Annotated in this window: 21 protein-coding genes and 1 pseudogene; 12 read left to right on the top strand and 10 right to left on the bottom strand. The window is 60.3% G+C overall.

Going from position 1 to position 20342, the window contains the following annotated elements:
• Positions 1 to 24 precede the first annotated feature (24 nt).
• Positions 25 to 354: a YXWGXW repeat-containing protein gene (locus ACP7C6_RS13940; RefSeq protein WP_122686614.1), complete on the top strand. Its 330-nt coding sequence runs from the start codon at positions 25 to 27 to the stop codon at positions 352 to 354.
• A gap of 25 nt (positions 355 to 379) precedes the next feature.
• Here ACP7C6_RS13940 and ACP7C6_RS13935 read toward each other — a convergent pair whose 3' ends face one another.
• The 3 genes from ACP7C6_RS13935 to ACP7C6_RS13925 all read right to left on the bottom strand — a co-directional run bounded on the left by ACP7C6_RS13935 (position 380) and on the right by ACP7C6_RS13925 (position 1475).
• Complete coding sequence (locus ACP7C6_RS13935) at positions 380 to 724, bottom strand: hypothetical protein (protein ID WP_236320026.1); 345 nt, start codon at positions 722 to 724, stop codon at positions 380 to 382.
• A gap of 101 nt (positions 725 to 825) precedes the next feature.
• On the bottom strand, positions 826 to 1221 hold the full coding sequence (locus tag ACP7C6_RS13930) for a PIN domain-containing protein (RefSeq protein WP_028619447.1): 396 nt from the start codon (positions 1219 to 1221) through the stop codon (positions 826 to 828).
• Positions 1218 to 1475 (bottom strand): AbrB/MazE/SpoVT family DNA-binding domain-containing protein, encoded by a 258-nt coding sequence (locus tag ACP7C6_RS13925; RefSeq protein ID WP_068936101.1) that lies wholly within the window; start codon positions 1473 to 1475, stop codon positions 1218 to 1220. Before ACP7C6_RS13925 ends, ACP7C6_RS13930 begins: the two co-directional genes overlap by 4 nt.
• Before the next feature lie 145 nt (positions 1476 to 1620).
• Between ACP7C6_RS13925 and ACP7C6_RS13920 the strand changes: the two genes are divergently transcribed.
• Positions 1621 to 2013: a RidA family protein gene (locus tag ACP7C6_RS13920; RefSeq protein ID WP_236320029.1), complete on the top strand. Its 393-nt coding sequence runs from the start codon at positions 1621 to 1623 to the stop codon at positions 2011 to 2013.
• Between the two features lies 1 nt (position 2014).
• Here ACP7C6_RS13920 and ppnN read toward each other — a convergent pair whose 3' ends face one another.
• Positions 2015 to 3388, bottom strand: a complete 1374-nt coding sequence (ppnN, locus tag ACP7C6_RS13915; RefSeq protein ID WP_025856956.1) for a nucleotide 5'-monophosphate nucleosidase PpnN — start codon at positions 3386 to 3388, stop codon at positions 2015 to 2017.
• A gap of 150 nt (positions 3389 to 3538) precedes the next feature.
• Complete coding sequence (locus ACP7C6_RS13910; protein ID WP_068936103.1) at positions 3539 to 4363, bottom strand: aspartyl/asparaginyl beta-hydroxylase domain-containing protein; 825 nt, start codon at positions 4361 to 4363, stop codon at positions 3539 to 3541.
• Between the two features lie 309 nt (positions 4364 to 4672).
• Between ACP7C6_RS13910 and fabV the strand changes: the two genes are divergently transcribed.
• Both fabV and ACP7C6_RS13900 read left to right on the top strand, forming a co-directional pair.
• A complete protein-coding gene (fabV, locus tag ACP7C6_RS13905) occupies positions 4673 to 5866 on the top strand; it encodes an enoyl-ACP reductase FabV (protein ID WP_016975302.1) in 1194 nt (397 codons plus the stop codon).
• Positions 5867 to 6021: 155 nt separating this feature from the next.
• Positions 6022 to 6645, top strand: a complete 624-nt coding sequence (locus tag ACP7C6_RS13900; RefSeq protein ID WP_068936107.1) for an HAD family hydrolase — start codon at positions 6022 to 6024, stop codon at positions 6643 to 6645.
• On the opposite strand, the gene ACP7C6_RS13895 is transcribed toward ACP7C6_RS13900, so the two are convergent.
• A complete protein-coding gene (locus ACP7C6_RS13895; RefSeq protein ID WP_068936109.1) occupies positions 6642 to 7547 on the bottom strand; it encodes a LysR family transcriptional regulator in 906 nt (301 codons plus the stop codon). The genes ACP7C6_RS13900 and ACP7C6_RS13895 overlap by 4 nt on opposite strands.
• Positions 7548 to 7649: 102 nt before the next feature.
• On the opposite strand from ACP7C6_RS13895, the gene ACP7C6_RS13890 reads away from it, so the two are divergent.
• Entirely contained in the window at positions 7650 to 8819 is a 1170-nt protein-coding gene (locus tag ACP7C6_RS13890) for an aspartate aminotransferase family protein (RefSeq protein ID WP_311895216.1), read from the top strand.
• 118 nt (positions 8820 to 8937) lie between these two features.
• Here the strand turns inward: ACP7C6_RS13890 and punR are convergent, their stop codons facing one another.
• Entirely contained in the window at positions 8938 to 9852 is a 915-nt protein-coding gene (gene punR, locus ACP7C6_RS13885; protein ID WP_068936114.1) for a DNA-binding transcriptional activator PunR, read from the bottom strand.
• Positions 9853 to 9974: 122 nt separating this feature from the next.
• On the opposite strand from punR, the pseudogene punC reads away from it, so the two are divergent.
• Positions 9975 to 11060 (top strand): annotated as a pseudogene (punC, locus tag ACP7C6_RS13880) (purine nucleoside transporter PunC); the annotation flags it as partial.
• Between the two features lie 141 nt (positions 11061 to 11201).
• On the opposite strand, the gene ACP7C6_RS13875 reads toward punC, so the two are convergent.
• Positions 11202 to 12035: a nucleoside-binding protein gene (locus ACP7C6_RS13875; RefSeq protein WP_122686628.1), complete on the bottom strand. Its 834-nt coding sequence runs from the start codon at positions 12033 to 12035 to the stop codon at positions 11202 to 11204.
• Between the two features lie 158 nt (positions 12036 to 12193).
• Between ACP7C6_RS13875 and ACP7C6_RS13870 the strand changes: the two genes are divergently transcribed.
• The gene (locus ACP7C6_RS13870; RefSeq protein ID WP_426108900.1) at positions 12194 to 13696 is read left to right on the top strand and encodes a nucleobase:cation symporter-2 family protein; all 1503 of its coding nucleotides are present in this window, start codon (positions 12194 to 12196) and stop codon (positions 13694 to 13696) included.
• 45 nt (positions 13697 to 13741) lie between these two features.
• Here ACP7C6_RS13870 and ACP7C6_RS13865 read toward each other — a convergent pair whose 3' ends face one another.
• Complete coding sequence (locus tag ACP7C6_RS13865; protein ID WP_028619457.1) at positions 13742 to 14674, bottom strand: proline iminopeptidase-family hydrolase; 933 nt, start codon at positions 14672 to 14674, stop codon at positions 13742 to 13744.
• Positions 14675 to 14765: 91 nt separating this feature from the next.
• Positions 14766 to 15530 carry a LuxR family transcriptional regulator gene (locus ACP7C6_RS13860; protein WP_028619458.1) on the bottom strand — a complete coding sequence of 255 codons (765 nt, stop codon included), beginning with the start codon at positions 15528 to 15530 and terminating at the stop codon, positions 14766 to 14768.
• A gap of 184 nt (positions 15531 to 15714) precedes the next feature.
• Between ACP7C6_RS13860 and ACP7C6_RS13855 the strand changes: the two genes are divergently transcribed.
• From ACP7C6_RS13855 to ACP7C6_RS13835, 5 genes are read left to right on the top strand one after another with little or no spacing between them, the layout of a single operon-like run.
• Positions 15715 to 16602, top strand: a complete 888-nt coding sequence (locus ACP7C6_RS13855; RefSeq protein ID WP_028619459.1) for a proline iminopeptidase-family hydrolase — start codon at positions 15715 to 15717, stop codon at positions 16600 to 16602.
• A 3-nt stretch (positions 16603 to 16605) separates the two neighbouring features.
• The gene (locus tag ACP7C6_RS13850) at positions 16606 to 17553 is read left to right on the top strand and encodes an ABC transporter permease (protein WP_068936120.1); all 948 of its coding nucleotides are present in this window, start codon (positions 16606 to 16608) and stop codon (positions 17551 to 17553) included.
• Positions 17550 to 18407 carry an ABC transporter permease gene (locus tag ACP7C6_RS13845; RefSeq protein WP_028619461.1) on the top strand — a complete coding sequence of 286 codons (858 nt, stop codon included), beginning with the start codon at positions 17550 to 17552 and terminating at the stop codon, positions 18405 to 18407. Before ACP7C6_RS13850 ends, ACP7C6_RS13845 begins: the two co-directional genes overlap by 4 nt.
• On the top strand, positions 18404 to 19360 hold the full coding sequence (locus ACP7C6_RS13840; RefSeq protein ID WP_426108899.1) for an ABC transporter ATP-binding protein: 957 nt from the start codon (positions 18404 to 18406) through the stop codon (positions 19358 to 19360). Before ACP7C6_RS13845 ends, ACP7C6_RS13840 begins: the two co-directional genes overlap by 4 nt.
• Complete coding sequence (locus tag ACP7C6_RS13835; RefSeq protein WP_028619463.1) at positions 19357 to 20328, top strand: ABC transporter ATP-binding protein; 972 nt, start codon at positions 19357 to 19359, stop codon at positions 20326 to 20328. Before ACP7C6_RS13840 ends, ACP7C6_RS13835 begins: the two co-directional genes overlap by 4 nt.
• The last annotated feature ends 14 nt before the right edge of the window (positions 20329 to 20342 follow it).

Raw genomic sequence — 20342 nt, 5'->3', positions numbered from 1 at the left:
GCGTCAGCGTCCGAGGGTTTTTCTATGTGGCTACGTTATGGGGCATTGGCGGCCATGGTCGTCGCGGCATCCGGGTGTGTTCAAGAGCGCATCGTGCATGAGCGCAGGCCGGTGCAACATGAGTATGTGGAAGTCATCGCGCCGCAACCGCCGCCGGTGCAAGTGATCGAAGTCGAGCCACCCGTACGCTACGGCTATATATGGTCGCGTGGTTATTGGCGCTGGGACGGCGGGCGATATGTGGCTGTACATGGTCACTGGGAGCCGGTACGCGAAGGCTATCGCTACGTGCATCCGCATTGGGTGCAGCGTAATGACGGGTATCACTGGCAGGGTGGTGGCTGGGTTCGCTGAGCCCAGGTTTCATTGGCAAGTAGCGTTAGATCGGCTTGTGGGTACCCAGCAGCCGAACCTCTCGCAACAATGCGGCACCGAGTTGATCGGTGCCCAGTTCCCGGTAGCCCACGGCCTTGACCTCGCCGTTCTCCTCCGCCTGGATGAGGATAACCGGGGTTTCCTTGCCGGTGGCTTCGTCGATGTGCAGCGCGTATTGCGGAATATCCAGCTTGATCGGCGTGCCCGCGGCCTGGCCTTTAACATTGATCAGGAAGGCGGCGCAACCGCTGTCGACATCCGCACTGGTGGCGGAGCGGCCGCTGACGAAGCAGGTTTTTGGCAGATCGGGCCAGGTGATGGCATCGGCCAGGGCGAGAGTGGGAGCCATAGCCAGGGCTGCGAGTAGAAACGTGCGCACGTCGGTCTTTCTCTCGATCAAGGTAAAAAACGGTTTGTATCAAAGCCCGCCCGCTGCCGCAATGCTGCGGTTCAGACCAGTCGCTTCATGCCTGTGGTCTTGATCGCATTGAGGTCGAAGGTTGCCGTGTACTCGCAACCGGCGGCATGGGCGCAGCGCTCGATCAGGCAGTCTGCAAAGTCAGCCTTGTTCGCCACAAACTTGCGCAGCGCCTGCCAGATGATCTCGGCATGTTCTACGGTCAATTCGCGGGTGCGCAGCAGGGTCTCCAGTACCATCACCACATCACTTTTGGCCGACTGGTAGCAGCTTTGCAGCACCCACACCAATTCCAGGATGGAGACCAGGCTGACAAAGCCCGGCGAGGCAGTGGTCAGCGATTCGATCAGTTCGGACGCCTTGGCAGATTGAACGGGATCATCCTGGGTGACGTAGCGCACCAGCACATTGGTATCCAGCCCGATCATCCGGCTTTTGCCCCCTGCGCTGCGATGGCTTGGTTCATCTCTTCGATAGAGACGGCCCTGGCGGGCGTGCGGATCAACCCTTTGAGGTCATGCACCGTTTTGCTCGCGGCAATGATGGAAAACTGCCCATCTTCCATTTCTACGAATTCAACCCGATCCCCTGTTTCCAGGCCGAGGGCAGTCCTGACCTGGACAGGAATGGTGATTTGACCTTTTGAGGTGAGTGTAGCGATAGCCATGTTGAAGATCTCCATCGTGATATTCCTTACTTTAGGGTAAGGAATGACAGAGGACAATATCCGTCGGTCCATAGGGTGCTCATCTGGTGTGGGTTAGTCGGAACAGGTAAAACACTAGTCCCAACTGTGCCCGCCTGCCGGGCTTAAAGAGATACAAGCCATGACCGACCGCCAACTCATCATCCCTCGCGCCATGCACTCAATCGTCGAGCGCGCCGGCTACGTGCCCGCGGTCAAGGTGGGCAAGACGTTGTACTGCGCCGGTCAGGTCGGGCGTACGGCTGCATTGGCGGTGATCGAGGACCCCGAGGCGCAATTCATCGCGGCCTGGGAGAACCTGAGGCAGGTCCTGGAGGAGGGTGGCTGCACCTTCGACGACGTGGTGGACATGACCACCTACCACGTCAACATGAGCCAACACATGGCGGTTTTCCGTGACGTGAAAAACCGCTTGTTCCCACGCGGGCATTGCGCCTGGACCACCATTGGGGTGTCCGAACTGGCACACCCCGGCCTGCTGGTGGAAATCAAATGCGTGGCGGTGCAGCGCTGACTTATTGCACCACGCGATAGCACGGCACATACGCCGCGCCGCCCGGCAACTTCATGCGGTGCTGGGCGACAAACGCCTGTAGCAGCTCGTCCAGCGGCTTCATGATGGCCGGATCACCGTGGATTTCGTACGGGCCGTTCTGCTCGATCAGGCGGATGCCTTTGTCCTTCACGTTACCCGCCACGATCCCGGAGAACGCTCGGCGCAAGTTGGCGGCGAGTTCGTGGGGCGGCAGTGCGTGGCTCAGTTGCAGGCTTGCCATGTTCTCGTGAGTCGGATCGAACGGGCGCTGGAAGCCTTCGTCGATCTTCAGCAGCCAGTTGAAGTGGAAGGCGTCGTTGCGCTCGCGACGGAACTGCTTCACCGCCTTGAGGCCGGCGGTCATCTGGCGCGCCACTTCGGCGGGGTCGTCGATGATGATCTGGTAGTGCGCCTGCGCCGCTTCGCCTAGGGTGGCGCCGACGAATGCGTGCAACTGCTGCAGGTACGGCGCTGCGTGTTTCGGCCCGGTGAGGATGACCGGGAACGGCAGGTCGCGGTTGTCCGGGTGCATCAGGATGCCCAGCAGGTACAGGAACTCTTCGGCCGTGCCGGCGCCGCCTGGGAAGATGATGATGCCATGGCCTACACGCACGAAGGCTTCCAGGCGTTTTTCGATGTCCGGCAGGATCACCAGCTCATTGACGATCGGGTTCGGCGCTTCGGCAGCGATGATGCCCGGTTCGGTCAGGCCCAAGTAGCGCCCGCCGGTAATGCGTTGCTTGGCGTGGGAAATGGTCGCGCCCTTCATAGGACCTTTCATGACGCCAGGGCCGCAGCCCGTGCACACGTCGAGGCTGCGCAGCCCCAGTTCATGGCCGACTTTCTTGGTGTATTTGTATTCTTCGGTATTGATCGAGTGCCCGCCCCAACACACCACGATCTTCGGCTCGACACCCGGGCGCAGCGTACGGGCGTTGCGCAGCAGGTGGAACACGTAGTCGGTGATGCCCTGGGAGTTGCTCAGGTCGATGCGCTGGCTGTCCAGTTCGTTCTCGGTATAAACGATGTCGCGCAGGGCGCTGAACAGCATTTCACGGGTGCTGGCGATCATTTCGCCATCGACGAAGGCGTCGGCCGGGGCATTCAACAGTTCAAGGCGTACGCCACGGTCTTGCTGGTGGATGCGCACTTCAAAGTCTTTGTAGGCGTCGAGGATGGTCTTGGCGTTGTCGATGTGCGCGCCGGTGTTGAGGATCGCCAGGGCGCACTGGCGGAACAGGGTGTAGATGCTGCCGGTACCGGCTTCGCTCAGTTGCTGGACTTCACGCTGGGACAGGGTTTCGAGGCTGCCCTTGGGGCTGACGGAGGCATTGATGACTTGACGTTGGGGCATTCTGATTCCTTGAAAGCGCAGCCACCGCACCCGCGAGGGGCTGCGATGGCTTGAGAATGATGGGCGCCGAATTCGGTCGCACGAGACGGATATTTACCTCAGGCGCAGGGCCGAGCGCAAACACCGTCCAGCACCATCATGCCGCAGAACTCACTGAATCAGCTTCCAGTTTTTGTAGAAAACCCGACGCAGGGTAAAGGCCATGCCGGCAAACCCAGTGATCACGGCGTTGAGAACCAAGGGCACCGGGGTCGGCCGCACGATATCGATAAACAGGCAGTAACGCTTGGCATCATTTTTGTTGAAAGACGCGTGCATCAGCGTGTCATCGAAAATAAACAACGGGTCGTCATGCCAGTAATGCTTGTGCTTGCCCACTTGGATGTAGACGCCCTCATGATGGGGCGCCGGAGCCATGTTGTAGAGCACGCGGAACATCATGCGCAGGGGGCCGAAGTGAAAGGAGGTGGAGCGGTTTTCATTGAATACCGACACACCGATGGTCTTCACGAACGGTAGTTTTTTGCGCAGCTGCGGGATGTCGAGTGTGGTCTCGATGGGTTGGCCATACCACTGGAAAAACAGCATGCCGCGCTTCTTCTCGGCCATGCGTGCGTCCAGGTAACCGATGATTTCGTCCTTGTGGGCCATGGCGTCATCGAGCACCTGTTGCAGGTCTGCACGCCAGGCAGGCGGCAGGTCGTTCATCCTGTAAACGTGTCGGTTACGCGAACTCAACAGGTCGAACAGGGTGTTGAACGGTGCCAGCAGCCAGGTATTGCGGCCACTGCCAATAAAGTACTTCTTGGCGGTGGGCGCGTCATACAGACCATTACGCAGAAAGTCGTAAATGCCGCATATCACGACCAGTCCAAGAAATACCAAGGTGGTTTCGGGGAAGATATCCATAATCAGCAGCACGCCGAATACCCAGGCGACCGATACCGCTTTTTTACGCAAAGCAGGCTTATTCATGTAACTCAGCTCCAGCAGGACGCCATTCGACAGGTCCGGATCCCTGGCTGCGAGTGGTAGGGGTTTGAAACATATTGAAACAACTGCGTCATGATAAGGCGTTCGGCGCTGTATAGGCGTTTTAAATATTGCGAAATTGTGAAGGCTTTACACAGTTTTTAACCCTTGTAGCGCTGAGTGGATTGGATTTTGTAAACAGAAGATTTGCGACTATCGTGACGCTTCGGTTTTTTGGACGTCATAGACCGGTACGATTGAAGTTGAATGGCCACCATTGGCCTTCGGCACCTTGGAAGAGGCAGAAATTTTATGATCATCAAACCGCGGGTTCGTGGCTTCATCTGTGTGACCGCTCACCCTGTTGGCTGTGAAGCGAACGTCAAAGAGCAGATCGACTACGTGACTCAACACGGCGTCATCGAAGGCGGCCCGAAAAAGGTGCTGGTCCTCGGCGCTTCCACCGGCTACGGCCTGGCCGCGCGCATCAGTGCTGCCTTTGGCTGCGGCGCCGACACCCTGGGCGTGTTTTTTGAGAAAGAAGGCGAAGAAGGCAAGCTGAGCTCCGCCGGCTGGTACAACAGCGCCGCGTTCGAGAAGTTTGCCGTCGAGAAAGGCCTGTACGCCAAGAGCATCAACGGCGACGCGTTCTCCGACGAGATCAAGCGCCTGACCATCGAAACCATCAAGAAAGATCTGGGCAAGATCGACCTGGTCGTCTACAGCCTGGCCGCGCCACGCCGTACCGACCCACAAGGCGTGGTGCACAACTCCACCCTCAAGCCGATCGGCAAGGCCGTGACCCTGCGCGGTATCAATACCGACAAGGGCGTTGTGGTCGACACCACGCTGGAGCCTGCGACCCAGGAAGAAATCGACGGCACCGTCAAAGTGATGGGCGGCGAAGACTGGCAGCTGTGGATCGACGCCCTGCGTGACGCCGACGTGCTGGCCGAAGGCGCCAAGACCACGGCGTTCACCTACCTTGGCGAGAAGCTGACCCAGGATATCTACTGGAACGGCTCCATCGGCGAAGCCAAGAAGGACCTAGACAAGAAAGTCCTGACCCTGCGCGACAACCTCGCGGCACTCAAGGGCGACGCCCGTGTGTCGGTGCTCAAGGCTGTGGTCACCCAGGCCAGCTCGGCCATCCCGATCATGCCGCTGTACCTGTCGCTGCTGTTCAAAGTGATGAAAGAACAGGGCACCCACGAAGGTTGCATCGAGCAGGTCTACGGTCTGTTCAAGGACAGCCTGTACGGCAGCCAGCCGAAACTCGACGCCGACGGCCGCCTGCGTGCCGACCTGGCCGAGCTGGAGCCGAAGGTCCAGGACGCCGTGGCAGCTCTGTGGAACCAGGTCACCGACGACAACGTCAACGAGATCAGTGATTTTGCCGGCTACAAGGCGGAGTTCCTGCGTTTGTTCGGTTTTGAAATCGACGGCGTGGACTATGACGCTGACGTGAACCCGACCGTGAAGATCAACGGCCTGATCCAGGCCTAAGCGATCCGGTTTGAGAAAACGGCCCTTCGGGGCCGTTTTTTATGGCCTGCAAAAAAGGCTGATCTCATAACCCTCCTACACATTTTTGATCAGCGCCTGATCCCTCCGATATGCCAGACTCCGTGCGCTATCAACGCGTACTAACGGAGGATCTAATGACGATTCGTGCAGTGGTTTTTGATTTCGGCGGTGTCCTGTTCGATTGGAGCCCGCAGCACCTGTACCGCAAGCTGATTGTCGACGATCACGAACGGCAACGGTTTCTCGACAACATCTGTACCCAGGCCTGGAACACCGAGCAAGACGCCGGTCGCTCCCTGGCCGACGGCACCCTCAGCCTTATCAAGCAGCACCCAGACCATGAACACTTGATCCAGGCCTATTACGACCGCTGGCACGAAATGCTGCGTGGTTCGCTACCGGAAGGCGTGGCGATTCTCGAGGCACTGCACCAGGCCGATATGCCGCTGTTCGGGCTCACCAACTGGTCCGCTGAGACCTTCCCCTACGCGCGGGCCAACTACCCCTTCCTCCAATATTTTCGCGACATTGTGGTGTCCGGCGAGCTGAAACTGATCAAGCCCGACGCTGCGATCTACAACGCCAGCCTAAACCAGGTTCGTGCGCACCTGCCGGATATCCAGCCGACGGAAGTGGTGTTTATCGATGATGTGGCCGGCAATATCGAAGCGGCCATCGCCCTTGGCTGGCAGGGGATTCACCATGTGTCGGCCGAACGCACCGCTGCGCGCCTGCGTGAGTTGGGCGTGGGCTTCTAGCGCGCCCACTTCTCCATGGCGAAATCCACGAAGGCGCGCAGTTTGGGCAGCCGATAACGGTCTTGGCCGTAGAGCAGGTGCATGGGGCGGCTGGGCAGTCGATAGGTGGTGAGCAAGGCCACCAGTTTGCCGCTCTCCAGATCCGGTTGTACCAGGGCATCGGCCAGCATGATGATGCCCATGCCGTTGACGGCCGCCTGGCGCAAGCCTTGCGAGCTGTTGATGGTCAATGAGCCGGAGACCGGTACCTCCACCTCGCCGCCCTCACCGGTCATGCGCCACAGTTTGTCGGCGTCGCGCCAGTTGTCACTCGCTGGGTAGGCGAACGCCAGGCAGTCGTGCTGTTGCAGGTCATCGGGCGTTTGCGGCGTGCCCCGTCGCGCCAGGTATTCAGGTGAGGCGCAGAGGGTGAGGGTGTAGTCCTGCATTGGCCTCGCGATCAGACTGGAGGTTTCCAGCTCGCCGAGACGGATCGCCACATCAAAGCCACTGTCGACCAGGTCCATCCGCTCATTGCTCAGTACCACGTACAGGTTGATCAGCGGGTAGCGTCGGGAAAATTCACTCAAAGCGGGTGTAAGGCGTTCGGTGCCGAACACGGGAGGCGCAGTAATGCGCAGATTTCCTTTGGGCACATCGCTGTGAGCTTGCTCGGCGAGTTGCTCTGAATCGGCCACCAGCCCCAGCACTTCCAGGCAACGCTGGTAATACTGCCCGCCAAACTCCGTGAGGCTCTGTTTGCGCGTGGTGCGTTTGAGCAGGCTGACGCCGAGTCGCTGCTCCAAGGCACGCAGGTGATTGCCGACCATGGTGGTGGACATCCCGCAGGCATGAGCCGCGGCGGTCATGCTGCCGGTCTCGACCACCTTCACGTACACCGACATTGCCTGGAACAGATCCATTATCAAGCCTTGATTTAAAGTCATTGCAGGAATGCGCAGTTTATCCAGCTAAGGTGGCTAACGATACTGCAGCCATCACTACGATGCACTGGAGACCGCACCATGACCGCCGCCTGTCTGATGACCACTTACCAACCCATGGCCCTGAGCTTCATACGCGGCCTGGGCACGCGCTTGTGGGACCAACAGGGGCGTGAATACCTGGACGCGGTCGCCGGTGTGGCGGTAACCAATGTCGGACACTCGCACCCCAGGCTGGTGACGGCGATCAGCGAACAGGCGGGCTTGCTGTTGCACACCTCCAACCTCTACAGCATCGACTGGCAACAGCGGTTGGCCCAGCGCCTCACTCAGTTGTCGGGCCTGGATCGCGCCTTCTTCAACAATTCCGGCGCCGAAGCCAACGAAACGGCGCTCAAGCTGGCGCGCCTGCATGGCTGGAAGAAGGGCATCGAAGAGCCGTTGGTGGTGGTGATGGAGAACGCCTTTCATGGCCGTACCCTCGGCACCATGGCCGCGAGCGATGGGCCCTCGGTGCGCTTGGGCTTCCAGCGGCTGCCGGGGGATTTTCTCAAGGTGCGCTTTGGTGATCTGGCGGCGTTGGAAGCGATCACCAAGGCATTTGGCCCGCGTATCGCAGCAGTGCTGCTGGAGCCCATCCAGGGAGAAAGTGGCATATTGCTGGCGCCGCCGGGCTATCTGTTAGCCTTGCGCGATCACTGCACACGCCATGGCTGGCTGATGATGCTGGACGAGATCCAGACCGGTATCGGCCGCACCGGCACCTGGTTCGCCTTCCAGCATGAGGGCATCGTCCCGGACGTGATGACCCTGGCCAAAGGCCTGGGCAATGGCGTGCCGATCGGCGCCTGTGTGGCACGGTCTGCCGTAGCCCAACTGTTCACGCCGGGCAGTCACGGCAGCACCTTCGGTGGCAACCCGCTGGCGTGTCGTGTGGGGTGCACTGTGCTGGACATCATCGAAGAACAAGGTTTGCTGCAGAACGCCGCGCAACAGGGCGAGCGCTTGCTGGCGCGGTTACGCGTGGAGTTGAGTGAGCATCCGCAGGTCCTGGCGGTTCGTGGCCAGGGGTTGATGATCGGTATCGAGCTGGCCAATCCGTATCGGGACCTGGCGCAGCGTGCCGCCCAGGAACACGGGCTGTTGATCAACGTGACGCGGGGCAAGATCATTCGCCTGCTGCCGCCGCTGACCCTGGATACCAAGGAGGTCGAGATGATCGTGCGAGCCATTACCCGTCTATTGGATTGAAATACACTCAAACAGTGGGAGGGGCTTGCTCGCGAATGGGGTGGGTCAGTAACAAATGTAGTGGCTGACACGCTGCCTTCGCGAGCAAGCCCGCTCCCACACTCGATCTACGTGATTTTCACAGATCTGGGCCGTTCAGCCACTCCTGGTTCATCGTCTCGGTATCCCCTAAATACTCCAACAACCACGCCATGGCCGGTGAAAGCTTGCTCTGCGCCCAGGCCACACACGACGGACTGGCCGGAAACGGCCGGCTCAGTCGCAACGCCACCAGCTCACCGCGCTCGATCCACGGCAACACCTGATGCGCTGGCGCCATGCCGACGCACAGACCGTCGCGCAGGCAGTCGAGGGCAGAAGCCCAATTCGGGACCACCAGGCGTCGCTGGTTATCCAATGTCCAAGTGTCGCGCTTGGGCAGGTTGCGCGAGGTGTCGGTCATGCACAGCGAGGCAAAGGGGCGCAGTTGATCGTCGCTCAACAACCCTTCGAGACTGGCTAGCGGGTGTCGCGCGCTGACCACGCACAGCCAGTTCAGCAAACCCATATCGCGGAAGGTGAAGTGACTGGCCACTGGTACTGCGCTGGTGGCGCCGATCACAATGTCGGTACGTTCATCTGCCAGGGCATCCCACACGCCGTTGTACACCTCGTACTCCAGCAGCAGCTCGACTTCGGGAAACTGTCGATAGAAATCCAGCACCAACTGCCGGCAGCGCTGGGGTTTGACGATGGAATCCACGGCTACTTTCAACTGGCCGCTCCAGCCATTGGCGACCTGCTGACACAGGCGTCGGGTGCCGAGCATTTTTTTCATCACGCCACGGGCTTCGTCGATGAACAGGCGGCCGGCGGGCGTCAGCTCCACATCCCGGTGGCGTCGCACGAACAATGGCACCGCCAACCATTCTTCCAGCTGGCGCACGGTATAACTGACGGCCGACGGCACGCGATGCAGTTCCTGAGCGGCGGCGCTGAAGCTACCATGGCGCGCCACGGCATCGACCACATCCAGGGAATATTCAGACCACATGGCGGCTGCCTTCAAATTTATTGATAAGAGTGTCCAATTATTATCGCTTCACAGAGAAACTGTCAGCCTCATAATGGGCGCCAGTCAGCAAATAGTTTGATGGCAAGATCAACAAGGCTTAAATGAAAAATTCTTTTGGTTTCACTTGGTATTTGGCGGGGCTGAGCATGCTCGGTTACCTCGCCATGGACATGTATCTGCCGGCGTTCGGCGCTATGGGCGAGCAGTTGCAGGTTGGCGCAGGCGCGGTAGGCGCCAGCTTGAGTATTTTCCTCGCCGGATTTGCCGTGGGGCAGTTGTTGTGGGGGCCATTGTCCGACCGCCTGGGGCGTAAGCCCGTCCTGCTCGCCGGCCTGAGCCTGTTTGTACTGGGTTGTGCGGGGATGTTCTGGGTCGAGACCGCGCCGCAATTGCTGGCGCTGCGCTTCATCCAGGCGATCGGCGTGTGTTCCGCCGCCGTCAGTTGGCAGGCGCTGGTGATCGATCGCTACCCGGCAGATAAGGCTCATCGTGTGTTCGCCAGCATCATGCCGCTGATGTCGTTGTCGCCTGCGTTGGCGCCGCTGTTGGGCGCGATGGTGCTGAATCACTTTGGTTGGCAGGCGATCTTCGGTGTATTGCTGGGCGTCTCATTGCTGTTGCTGCTACCGACGTTGTTTTTGCGCACGGTGGCGAAACCTCCGTCAGAAAAGAGCGAGCGTTCGCGCCTCGGTTATGGGCAGTTACTGACGTCTCGCGTGTTTACCGGCAACGTCATGATCTTCGCCGCTTGCTCGGCCAGTTTCTTCGCCTGGCTGACGGCTTCGCCTTTCGTCCTGGGCGACATGGGCTACAGCCCAAATGACATTGGCCTGAGTTACCTATTGCCGACATTGGCGTTTTTGGTCGGTGGCTACAGTTGCCGCAGCGCGTTGCAGCACTTCCAGGGCAAGACCTTGTTGCCCTGGTTGCTGCTGGCGTATTGCATCAGCATGGTGGCGTTGTATCTGGTTGCCACGCTGACGGTGCCGACCCTCACCACCTTGCTGATTCCGTTCTGCCTGATGGCGCTGGTCAACGGTGCCAGTTACCCCATCGTCGTGGCGAATGCGCTGATGCCGTTTGCGGAAAATTCCGGCAAGGCGGCGGCATTGCAAAACACCCTGCAACTGGGTCTGTGTTTCCTCAGCAGCCTGCTGGTGTCGTCGATGATCGAGCAACCGCTGCTGATTACCGTAATCGTGATGCTGGCGACCGCGCCACTGGCGGTGTTGGGTTACTGGCTGGCGAGGCCGAAAACCGATCGCTCCGAACTGGCTCGAATCTGAAGTGACAACGCGGTCAAAACTGTGGGAGCTGGGTTTCTTCAGTCAGAAGGTGATTTCCATATTCACCGTCGGCGTCGATGTGCGGCTACCCCGGCCGCCATCTACGCCGAACTTGTTATGCCAATACTCGTAACCCACCCCAAGGTAAAGGTTTGGTTTGACGCTTTTGCCCGGTCGCACCGCCACCATCAGCGCGGTGCGCATCAGGGCTTCCGGCGCAGTATCGCGGCCATGGTAGTCCTCGCCTTTTTCCCCGACGTAATTGATGAAACCCTGGAATTTCGCCGCATGGTTGGCGATTTCGAAGGGCCGCATCCACGTCAGGTTGAGCATGTAGGTGTCGTCAAACGTGTGGTTCGACTCCTTCGCGCCGGGGATGCCGGTGTGGTTTCTTTCCTTGTAGTACATCAGGCTCAGGTCAAGTACGCCGACGGTGTTGAACTTCAACGTCGGGCCGATGACCAGTGCGCGTTTCTTGGCTGAGGCGAAGTTGTTGTTACGGTTGGCGTCAAACCCCAGGGTCAGCGCGTAATCCTTGACCAAGCCGGTGCCCAGCGGCACATCGAATACCCGCGATGCATACAGCTGATGGCGATATACCGCGTACACCTCACTCCCACCATGATCGGTGCCCTTGCGTGGGTCGCGGCTGTCGGACAGGAACACATCGAGGTTGAGGAAATTGCTGCCGTACTGGTAGCCGCTGGCGTGGGTGAAGCTGTAGATGCGCTTGCTGAATTCGTCGGGGTTATTCGGATTGGTGAACTGCTGGCCGTAGCGAAATCCTACGCTGTTATTCATCCATTCCAGCGCGACGGCCTCCCCGCCGCCGAGCAGGGTGAGTGCGACGGTTGCGCCCTGTAGTGCCTTTTTCATTGTTCTGGGTCCTTTGGCGTTCTGGCTCATCACGGCCGGATTGTTTTTGTAACGCCGATGGAGGGTAACTTGTTCGATTGATTGTATACAACTCTATGGACATCCAGTCCAAACATTGCATACAGTGACCGCACAACAAAAACAGAGAACCCCTCACCATGACTATCCCGAAGGCGTCACCGCAGCGGCCAGAAGATGAGAATCTCGGCGTCGCCGCCAACATGGCTTACGGCCTGCAGCATGTGCTCACGATGTATGGCGGCATTGTTGCGGTCCCCTTGATTGTCGGCCAGGCGGCCGGGTTGTCCCCGGCGGATATCGGCCTGCTGATCGCTGCGTCGCTGTTTGCCGGTGGCTTGGCCACGCTGTTGCAGACCTTGGGTCTACCGTTTTTTGGCTGTCAGTTGCCGCTGGTGCAGGGCGTGTCGTTTGCCGGTGTGGCAACCATGGTGGCGATTGTCGGCAGTGATGGCGCCGGCGGGGTACCGGCGATTCTCGGGGCGGTGATGGCCGCGTCGTTTATCGGGTTGCTGATAACCCCGGTGTTTTCACGGATCACCAAGTTTTTCCCGCCGCTGGTGACGGGCATTGTGATCACGACCATCGGCCTGACGCTGATGCCCGTTGCGGCGCGCTGGGCCATGGGTGGCAACAGTCGCGCGGCGGATTTCGGCAGCATGTCCAACATCGGCCTGGCTGCGCTGACCCTGGTGCTGGTGTTGCTGCTGAGCAAGATCGGCAGCGCAACCATCTCGCGACTGTCGATTTTGCTGGCGATGGTCATCGGCACGGTGATTGCGGTGTTCCTCGGCATGGCCGACTTCTCCGGCGTGACCCAGGGGCCAATGTTGGGTTTCCCCACGCCATTCCATTTCGGCATGCCAACCTTCCACGTTGCCGCGATCATCTCCATGTGCATCGTGGTGATGGTGACCCTGGTCGAGACCTCGGCGGACATCCTGGCCGTAGGCGAGATCATCGATACCAAGGTCGACTCCAAACGCCTGGGCAACGGCCTGCGCGCCGACATGCTGTCGAGCATGTTTGCGCCGATCTTCGGTTCATTCACCCAAAGCGCCTTTGCCCAAAACGTCGGCCTGGTGGCGGTTACCGGAGTAAAGAGCCGCTTCGTGGTGGCTACCGGTGGGTTGTTCCTAGTGATTCTCGGCTTGTTGCCTTTCATGGGCAGGGTGATCGCGGCAGTGCCGACTTCCGTACTGGGCGGGGCCGGGATTGTGCTGTTTGGTACGGTGGCGGCCAGTGGCATTCGCACACTGTCGAAGGTGGATTACCGCAACAACATGAACCTGATCATCGTGGCCACTTCCATCGGTTTTGGCATGATCCCGATTGCGGCACCGAGCTTCTATGATCACTTCCCGACCTGGTTCGCGACCATTTTCCATTCAGGCATCAGTTCATCGGCAATCATGGCGATTTTGCTGAACCTGGCATTCAACCATTTCACCGCCGGCAATTCGGACCAGCAATCGGTGTTTGTAGCGGGGACCGAGCGCAGCCTGTGCTTCCGTGATGTGTCGGAGCTGCGTGATGGGGATTACTTCAAGGGCGGCAAGTTGTTTGATGCCGAAGGGAGGGAGATCCCGCTGGTGGCGGATGTCCCGAGGAAAACAACCAAGCCTGAGACCTCCGAAGTCTAACGCTACCCAATGTAGGAGCCGGCAAGCCGGCTCCTACATTGGGGGTCAGCTGGCCTTGCGTTCCTTGTAATGCACGGAACACACCTCATCCAAAAACTTCACCACAGTCCCCATGCACGCCTGGCGTTCTTCCACATGGGGCATGTGGCTGGAGTCTTCAAACAGTGCCCAGCGCACATCAGCGATTTCATCCAGGAACGGCTTGACCACCAGCGGTGTCGCCTCGTCGTGCCGGCCGGAGATCACTAACGTCGGCACGTTGATCGCCGACAGGCGCCCGGTGGATTTCCAGTCCTTCAAGCTACCAATCACATGGAATTCAGTCGGGCCGCTCATGGCGTGGTACACGGTTGGGTCTGAATCGACCTGGGCGAAGGTGCGCGCCACTTCTTCCGGCCACGGGATGACCCGGCACACGTGATGGTCATAGAACACCCGCGACGCTGCGAGGTATTCCGGGTCCTGATAGTTGCCGACGGCTTCGTGCTTGAGCAGGGTTTCATGCACACCTTCCGGCAACAATTTGCGCAGGCGGTTGGCTTCGCTGACCCAGGTGCGCATGCACGTCGGCGAGTTGGCGGGGATAAAGGCACGCAGGCCCTTGGGTTGCAGGATCGCGTGTTCACTGCCGAGCATGCCGCCCCAGGATTGGCCGAGGATCGCGTAGTTATCGCTGATCTCCAGATGGTCCAGCAGGTTGTTGAGTTCTTCGAGGAACAGGCCCACGGTCCAGAAGGACGGGTCTTTGTCGGGCAGATGGGTGGAGCGGCCGTTGCCCAACTGGTCGTAGTGGATCACGGCGTGACCGCTGGCGGCGACGTCCTTGAACGCATCAACATAATCATGGGTGCATCCGGGGCCGCCGTGGATAACCACCAGGGGCGTGCGACCGCTCGACAAGTCACCGGTGACGCGGTACCAGGTTTGGTAGGCGCCAAACGCCGCATACCCTTCGCGGATTTTTTCGATGAATTCCATTTCGTACCCTGCTCTGAAAAAAGGATCAGGGACACGATAATGCGTGGCAGAAATTTAAGTAACTAGCAAAACAGCTAGGTTTTCCCGCCGGTCAGTCTTCGAGCAGGCGGTAATGGGTGGCGCGCACCACCGCCTGGACGCGGTTCTTGGCCCCCAGCTTGTGCATCGCCGAGGCCAGGTGCAGGGTGACCACGGCCAGTGAGCGGCTCAATTGCGTGGCGATTTCGGCGGCGGTCAGGCCGTCGGCGGCCCATTTGAGGCACTCGCGTTCACGTTTGGTCAGGTGAATATGCGGGTAAGTGCGTAGCTCTTTGCTGAACAGCGGGTAGGCCGCTTCCTGCAAGGCGTGGGAAATCAGGCTGAAGTCCGACAAGGTCTGCTGCGCATCCTGCAACACACTGCGGGCCTTGCCGGTACGCAGGCCGGTCAGCGAGGCGAAGCCACCGCGGGGCAGGTGGATCGGCACGCTGACGCCGCAGGTCAATTGCTGGTCGTGCAGGTAGGACGAAACCGGCGCATGGCAGGGATCGATGATCTTTTGCAGGGGAGTATCGGCCTTGACGTCGTAGGACCATACGAACGGTGACACCGTACTCAGGGCCAGGTGTTGCACCGGATCGATCTGGTAGAACCCTTCGCTGCACCACAAGGTGTGCCAGTCCGGCGGGGTGTTGCGCAGTTCCAGCACCGAAGGAGTGATCAATGCACCATCCTGGTCGATCGGCACCGGGGTGTAGTCATACACCAGTGCATCGAAGCCCAACTGTTGGGCGAGGACAAAGGTGTTATCCATCTGCTCGTCCAGGCTCCTGCCCGGCATCAGACGGTGATTTAAGGCAGTCAGCTTGGCCAGCATCCGTTCTGCTCCCGAATTCATTTGAATCTCGACTTGCTGCAAGTAGAATGCCACGCCCCGGCGAAGGACTGCCAGGCCAAACCTATAAGAAATGCTAGGTTATGGACGCGCGGCATCCTCGGTAGTGTTGGCCTGATCAGCGGCCCGCTACCTGCCAGGCCGACACTACACAAGGAATGTATGCATGTGGCGTGAAATTGCCCCCGACCAGCAGTACAACGTGCAAGTCGACGGCCATAACCTCGTGGTCTACAGCTTCGGCGAAGGCGATGAGGTGCTGCTGTGCCTCAACGGCGGGCCGGGCCTGCCGTGTGACTACTTGCGCGACGCCCATGGCTGGCTCAAGGACCATAACCTGCGAGTGGTTGCATTCGACCAGCTTGGCACGGGCGCATCAGCCAGACCCACCGATATTTCCCTGTGGGAAATCCGCCGTTATGTCGAAGAAGTCGAAACCGTGCGCCAGACCCTGGGCCTGGGCCGCGTGCATTTGCTCGGGCATTCCTGGGGCGGCTGGCTCGGCATCGAATACGCCATCCATTACCCCGACGCCCTGAAAAGCCTGATCCTCGAAAACACCGTGGGCGACATTCCGCACCTGTCCCAGGAGCTGGAGCGCCTGCGTGGCGCCCTCGGCAGCGAAACCGTGGCCATGATGCAGCGCCACGAGGCCATGGGCACCCTCGACCACCCGCAATACCAGGCCGCGATCACCTTGCTCAACTACCGCCACGTGTGCCGCCTCGACGAATGGCCCGAGCCGGTCAAGCGGTCCCTGGGCGACTGGAACATGGGCCCCTACGAAACCATGCAGGGCCCCAACGAATTCCTCTACATCGGCAACCTCAAGGACTGGAACCGCATCCCCGAGATGGCCGAGTTCAAGATGCCGATCCTGATCACCACCGGCCAGCACGACGAACTCACCCCCGCCTGCGCCATGCGCATGAAACTCGCGGCCCGGCACGCCGAACTGCACGTCTTCCCCAACAGCAGCCATATGCCGTTCTATGAAGAACCCCAGGCATATTTCCCGGTGCTGCTGGACTTTCTCGCTCGTCATCGAGGCTGACGGATGAACCTGGCGCGCTACCGTTTTGTGCTGTCCCGGCCGCTGCAATTGCTGCCGGTGCTGTTTGGCATCAGCCTGATCACCTTTGTGCTGGTGCGCTCGATTCCCGGCGACCCGGCGCGCGCGCTGCTGGGCTCGCGCAGCACGCCCGACGCCTTGCTGAAGATCCGCGCCCAGTACGGCCTCGACCAGCCGTTATGGCTGCAATATTTCTACTTCCTGAAGAACCTGCTCAAGGGCGACCTCGGCCAATCGCTGCTGTACAAGGTCGACGCCCTCAAGCTGATCGTCACGCGCATTGAACCCACGTTGGTCTTGGTGCTGGGCAGCGTGGTGCTGGCGCTGCTGATCGCGGTGCCGCTGGCGACGCTGGCCGCCCGCAACAAGGGCGGCTGGGCGGACAACCTGATCCGCGTGTTTACCACGGTTGGCCTGGGCATGCCGGCGTTCTGGCTGGGCTTGATGCTGATCCTGTTGCTGAGCGTGCAGTGGGGCTTGTTTCCCGTGTCCGGTTACGGCCGCAGCTGGCTGGACAAGGCGCATCACATGGTGCTGCCATGCCTGACGATAGCCCTGGCGTTGTCGGCGGTGCTGGTGCGCAACCTGCGGGCGAGCATGTTGATGGAGTTGCAGGCTGACCATGTCACCGCCGCTCGCGCCCGTGGGCTGTCAGAAGCGGCGGTGTTTCGTCGCCATGTGTTGCCCAACTCCCTGGTGCCGGCGGTCAACCTGCTGGCGGTGAACATCGGCTGGCTGATCAGCGGCACGGTGGTGATCGAAAGCCTGTTCGCCATCCCCGGCATCGGCCAACTGCTGGTGCGCGGGATCTTTACCCGCGATTACATGGTGGTGCAGGGCGTGGCCATGGTGCTGGCCTGCGCGACGGTGATCGTCAACTTCATCGCTGACGTCGTGACGGTGGCCCTTGACCCCCGGGTGAAGATGCAATGAGCAGCCGTCCGTTGATTGCTCCTTGGCGTTTGCGCCTGCGCTTCGGCTTTCGCAATGGCCGGCTGACGGCTGCGTGGGGCTTGTTGATTCTGCTGGCGTGGCTGGTGCTTGCGCTGTTTGCGCCGTGGATCGCGCCTTATGACCCGATTGCGCAGAACACGGATTTCAGTTTGCTCGGCCCCAGCATGGCTCATCCATTTGGTACGGATAACTACGGAAGGGACATCCTTTCGAGGGTGATCTGGGGGGCGCGCATTGACCTGCAACTGGCCATCGTCGGGGTGATCTTCCCATTCATGATCGGCACGTTTATCGGTGCCGTCTCGGGCTACATTGGCGGTCGTTTCGACAGTGTCTGCATGCGCGTGATCGATGTGATCCTGGCATTCCCGTTCCTGGTGTTGATGCTGGCTATCATGGCCATTCTCGGTCCGGGCCTGAAGAGTTTCTACATCGCCATGGCGCTGGTGGGATGGGTGTCCTACGCGCGACTGATCCGCTCGCAGATCCTGGTCCTCAAGGAAAGCGACTTTGCGCTGGCCGCCAAGAGCCTGGGCTTTGGCCATGGGCGGATTCTGTTCCGGCACCTGCTGCCCAATGCGATGTTCGGCTCCATCGTGTTTTCCATGTCGGATGCGGTGTTGGTGTTGCTCAATGGCGCCGCCGTGAGTTACCTGGGCCTGGGCGTGCAACCGCCGACCGCCGAGTGGGGCACGATGGTGGCCGAAGGGCAGGCCTTCATTACCACCGCTTGGTGGATCTGCACCTTTCCGGGGTTGGCCATCGTGACCTTGGCCATGGGTTTCAGTCTGCTCGCTGATGGCGTGGCGCAAGTGTTGGGGGATCGCTCATGAGCCTGTTGCAAGTGCGCGACCTCAGTGTGATCGCCAACAACACCGGGCGTGATGTGACCCTGGTCGATCGCGTGTCCTTCGATTTGGCCGAAGGCGAAATCCTCGGCCTGGTCGGGGAAAGCGGCTCGGGCAAGAGCATGGCCTGTCGAGGCCTGATGCGTTTATTGCCTTCCCCCAATTTGCGGGTTCACGGCGGTGCCGTAAGGCTGGCTGGCCAGGATCTTTTGTCACTGGATGACGCCGGTATGCGTGCCGTGCGCGGCGGTCAGTTAGGCATGATCTTCCAGAACCCCAGCAGCCACCTCGACCCATTGATGCGCATCGGTGAACAGATTGCCGAGGGTATTCGCCTGCACCAAGGCGCCTCGAAAAAAGACGCGCGGCTGCAAGCCATCGACGTGCTGCGCCAAGTGGGCATCCCTGATCCCCAGGCCCGAGTCGACAATTACCCTCACGAGTTTTCCGGCGGCATGCGCCAGCGCGCGATGATCGCCGTCGCCCTGGGCTGCAACCCGAAAGTGCTGATCGCCGACGAACCCACCACCGCCCTGGATGTGACGGTGCAGGCGCAGATCCTGCGGCTGTTGCTGGAATTGCGCGACCAGCGCGGTCTGTCGATCATCATGATTACCCACGACCTCGGCGTGGTCGCGCAAACCTGCGACGCCATCGCCGTGATGTACGCCGGGCGCCTGTGTGAGCACGGCAGCAAATATGAGCTGCTAGCCCACCCGCAACATCCCTACACCGCTGGCCTGATCGACTGCCAGCCCGCCCACAGCAGTGGCCACGCCTTGCTGCGCACGATTCCCGGACAACCGCCGTTGCTGGACGCATTGCCTGCCGGTTGCCGGTTCAACCCGCGTTGCCCGCAGGTAGGCGCCTTGTGCACCGAGGTGCTGCCGGAAGGCGCGCGAGTCGCCTGTCATTACCCGTTGGGAGTGCACCCATGAGTCTGTTGCAGATCAAGGACCTTGAGGTGAAGTTTGCCGCGTCCGGCACGGGTTTGTTCGGCTTGAACAAACAGTGGGTCAGGGCGGTGAACGGTGTGTCGCTGAACCTGGCGGCGGGTGAAACCCTGGGGCTGGTGGGCGAGTCCGGCAGCGGTAAAAGCACCTTGGGCCGCGCCATTTTGCACCTCAACCCAATCAGCGCCGGGCAGGTGTTGTTTGATGGCATCGACATGGCCCATGGCAGCACCATCGACATCACCCGCCTGCGCCATGAAACCGCAATGATCTTCCAGGACCCGTATGCCGCGCTGAACCCGCGCCACACTATCGGCGAAACCATTGCCGAAGTGTTGCGGGTGCAGCGCAAGGTCACGCCGGAGCAGATCCCCGCGCGGGTGAATGAACTGCTCGACCTGGTCGGCCTGCGCCCCGAACTGGCCAGCCGCAAACCCGGCTCCCTCAGCGGCGGCCAGTGCCAGCGCGTTGGCATCGCCCGAGCGCTGGCGGTGGAGCCTCGGCTGATCATCGCCGATGAGTGTGTGGCGGCGCTGGACGTGTCGATCCAGGGCCAGATCATCAACCTGTTGCTGGAACTGCAACAGCGCATGAACCTGGCGATCCTGTTCATCGCCCATGACCTGGCCATCGTGCGCCGCCTGTGTGACCGTGTGGCGGTGATGTACCTGGGCAAGATCGTCGAGGAAGGCCCGGTAGAAGCGGTCTTTACGGCGCCACGTCACCCGTACACGGCGGCGTTGATCCAGGCGATTCCCGAGATCGATCCCCATCGGCCATTGCCTACCGAACCCTTGCCGGGTGAACCACCGAGCCCGCTGAATTTGCCTACAGGCTGTGCCTTTCACCCGCGTTGCCGGCATGCCCGAGCCTTGTGTTCCGTGGTGTTGCCGCCGACGCATTTCCTGCACGAGCATCGGTACAGTTGCGTGCTTGAAGAACCTTTGCTTTGACCCTTCCCTGCCAT

This window comes from Pseudomonas sp. TWR1-1-4, from assembly GCF_049897165.1.
Taxonomy (GTDB): Bacteria; Pseudomonadota; Gammaproteobacteria; order Pseudomonadales; family Pseudomonadaceae; genus Aquipseudomonas; species Aquipseudomonas canadensis.
Note: the sequence above shows the minus strand (reverse complement) of the source record. Positions and strands in the feature narration are given on the sequence as shown.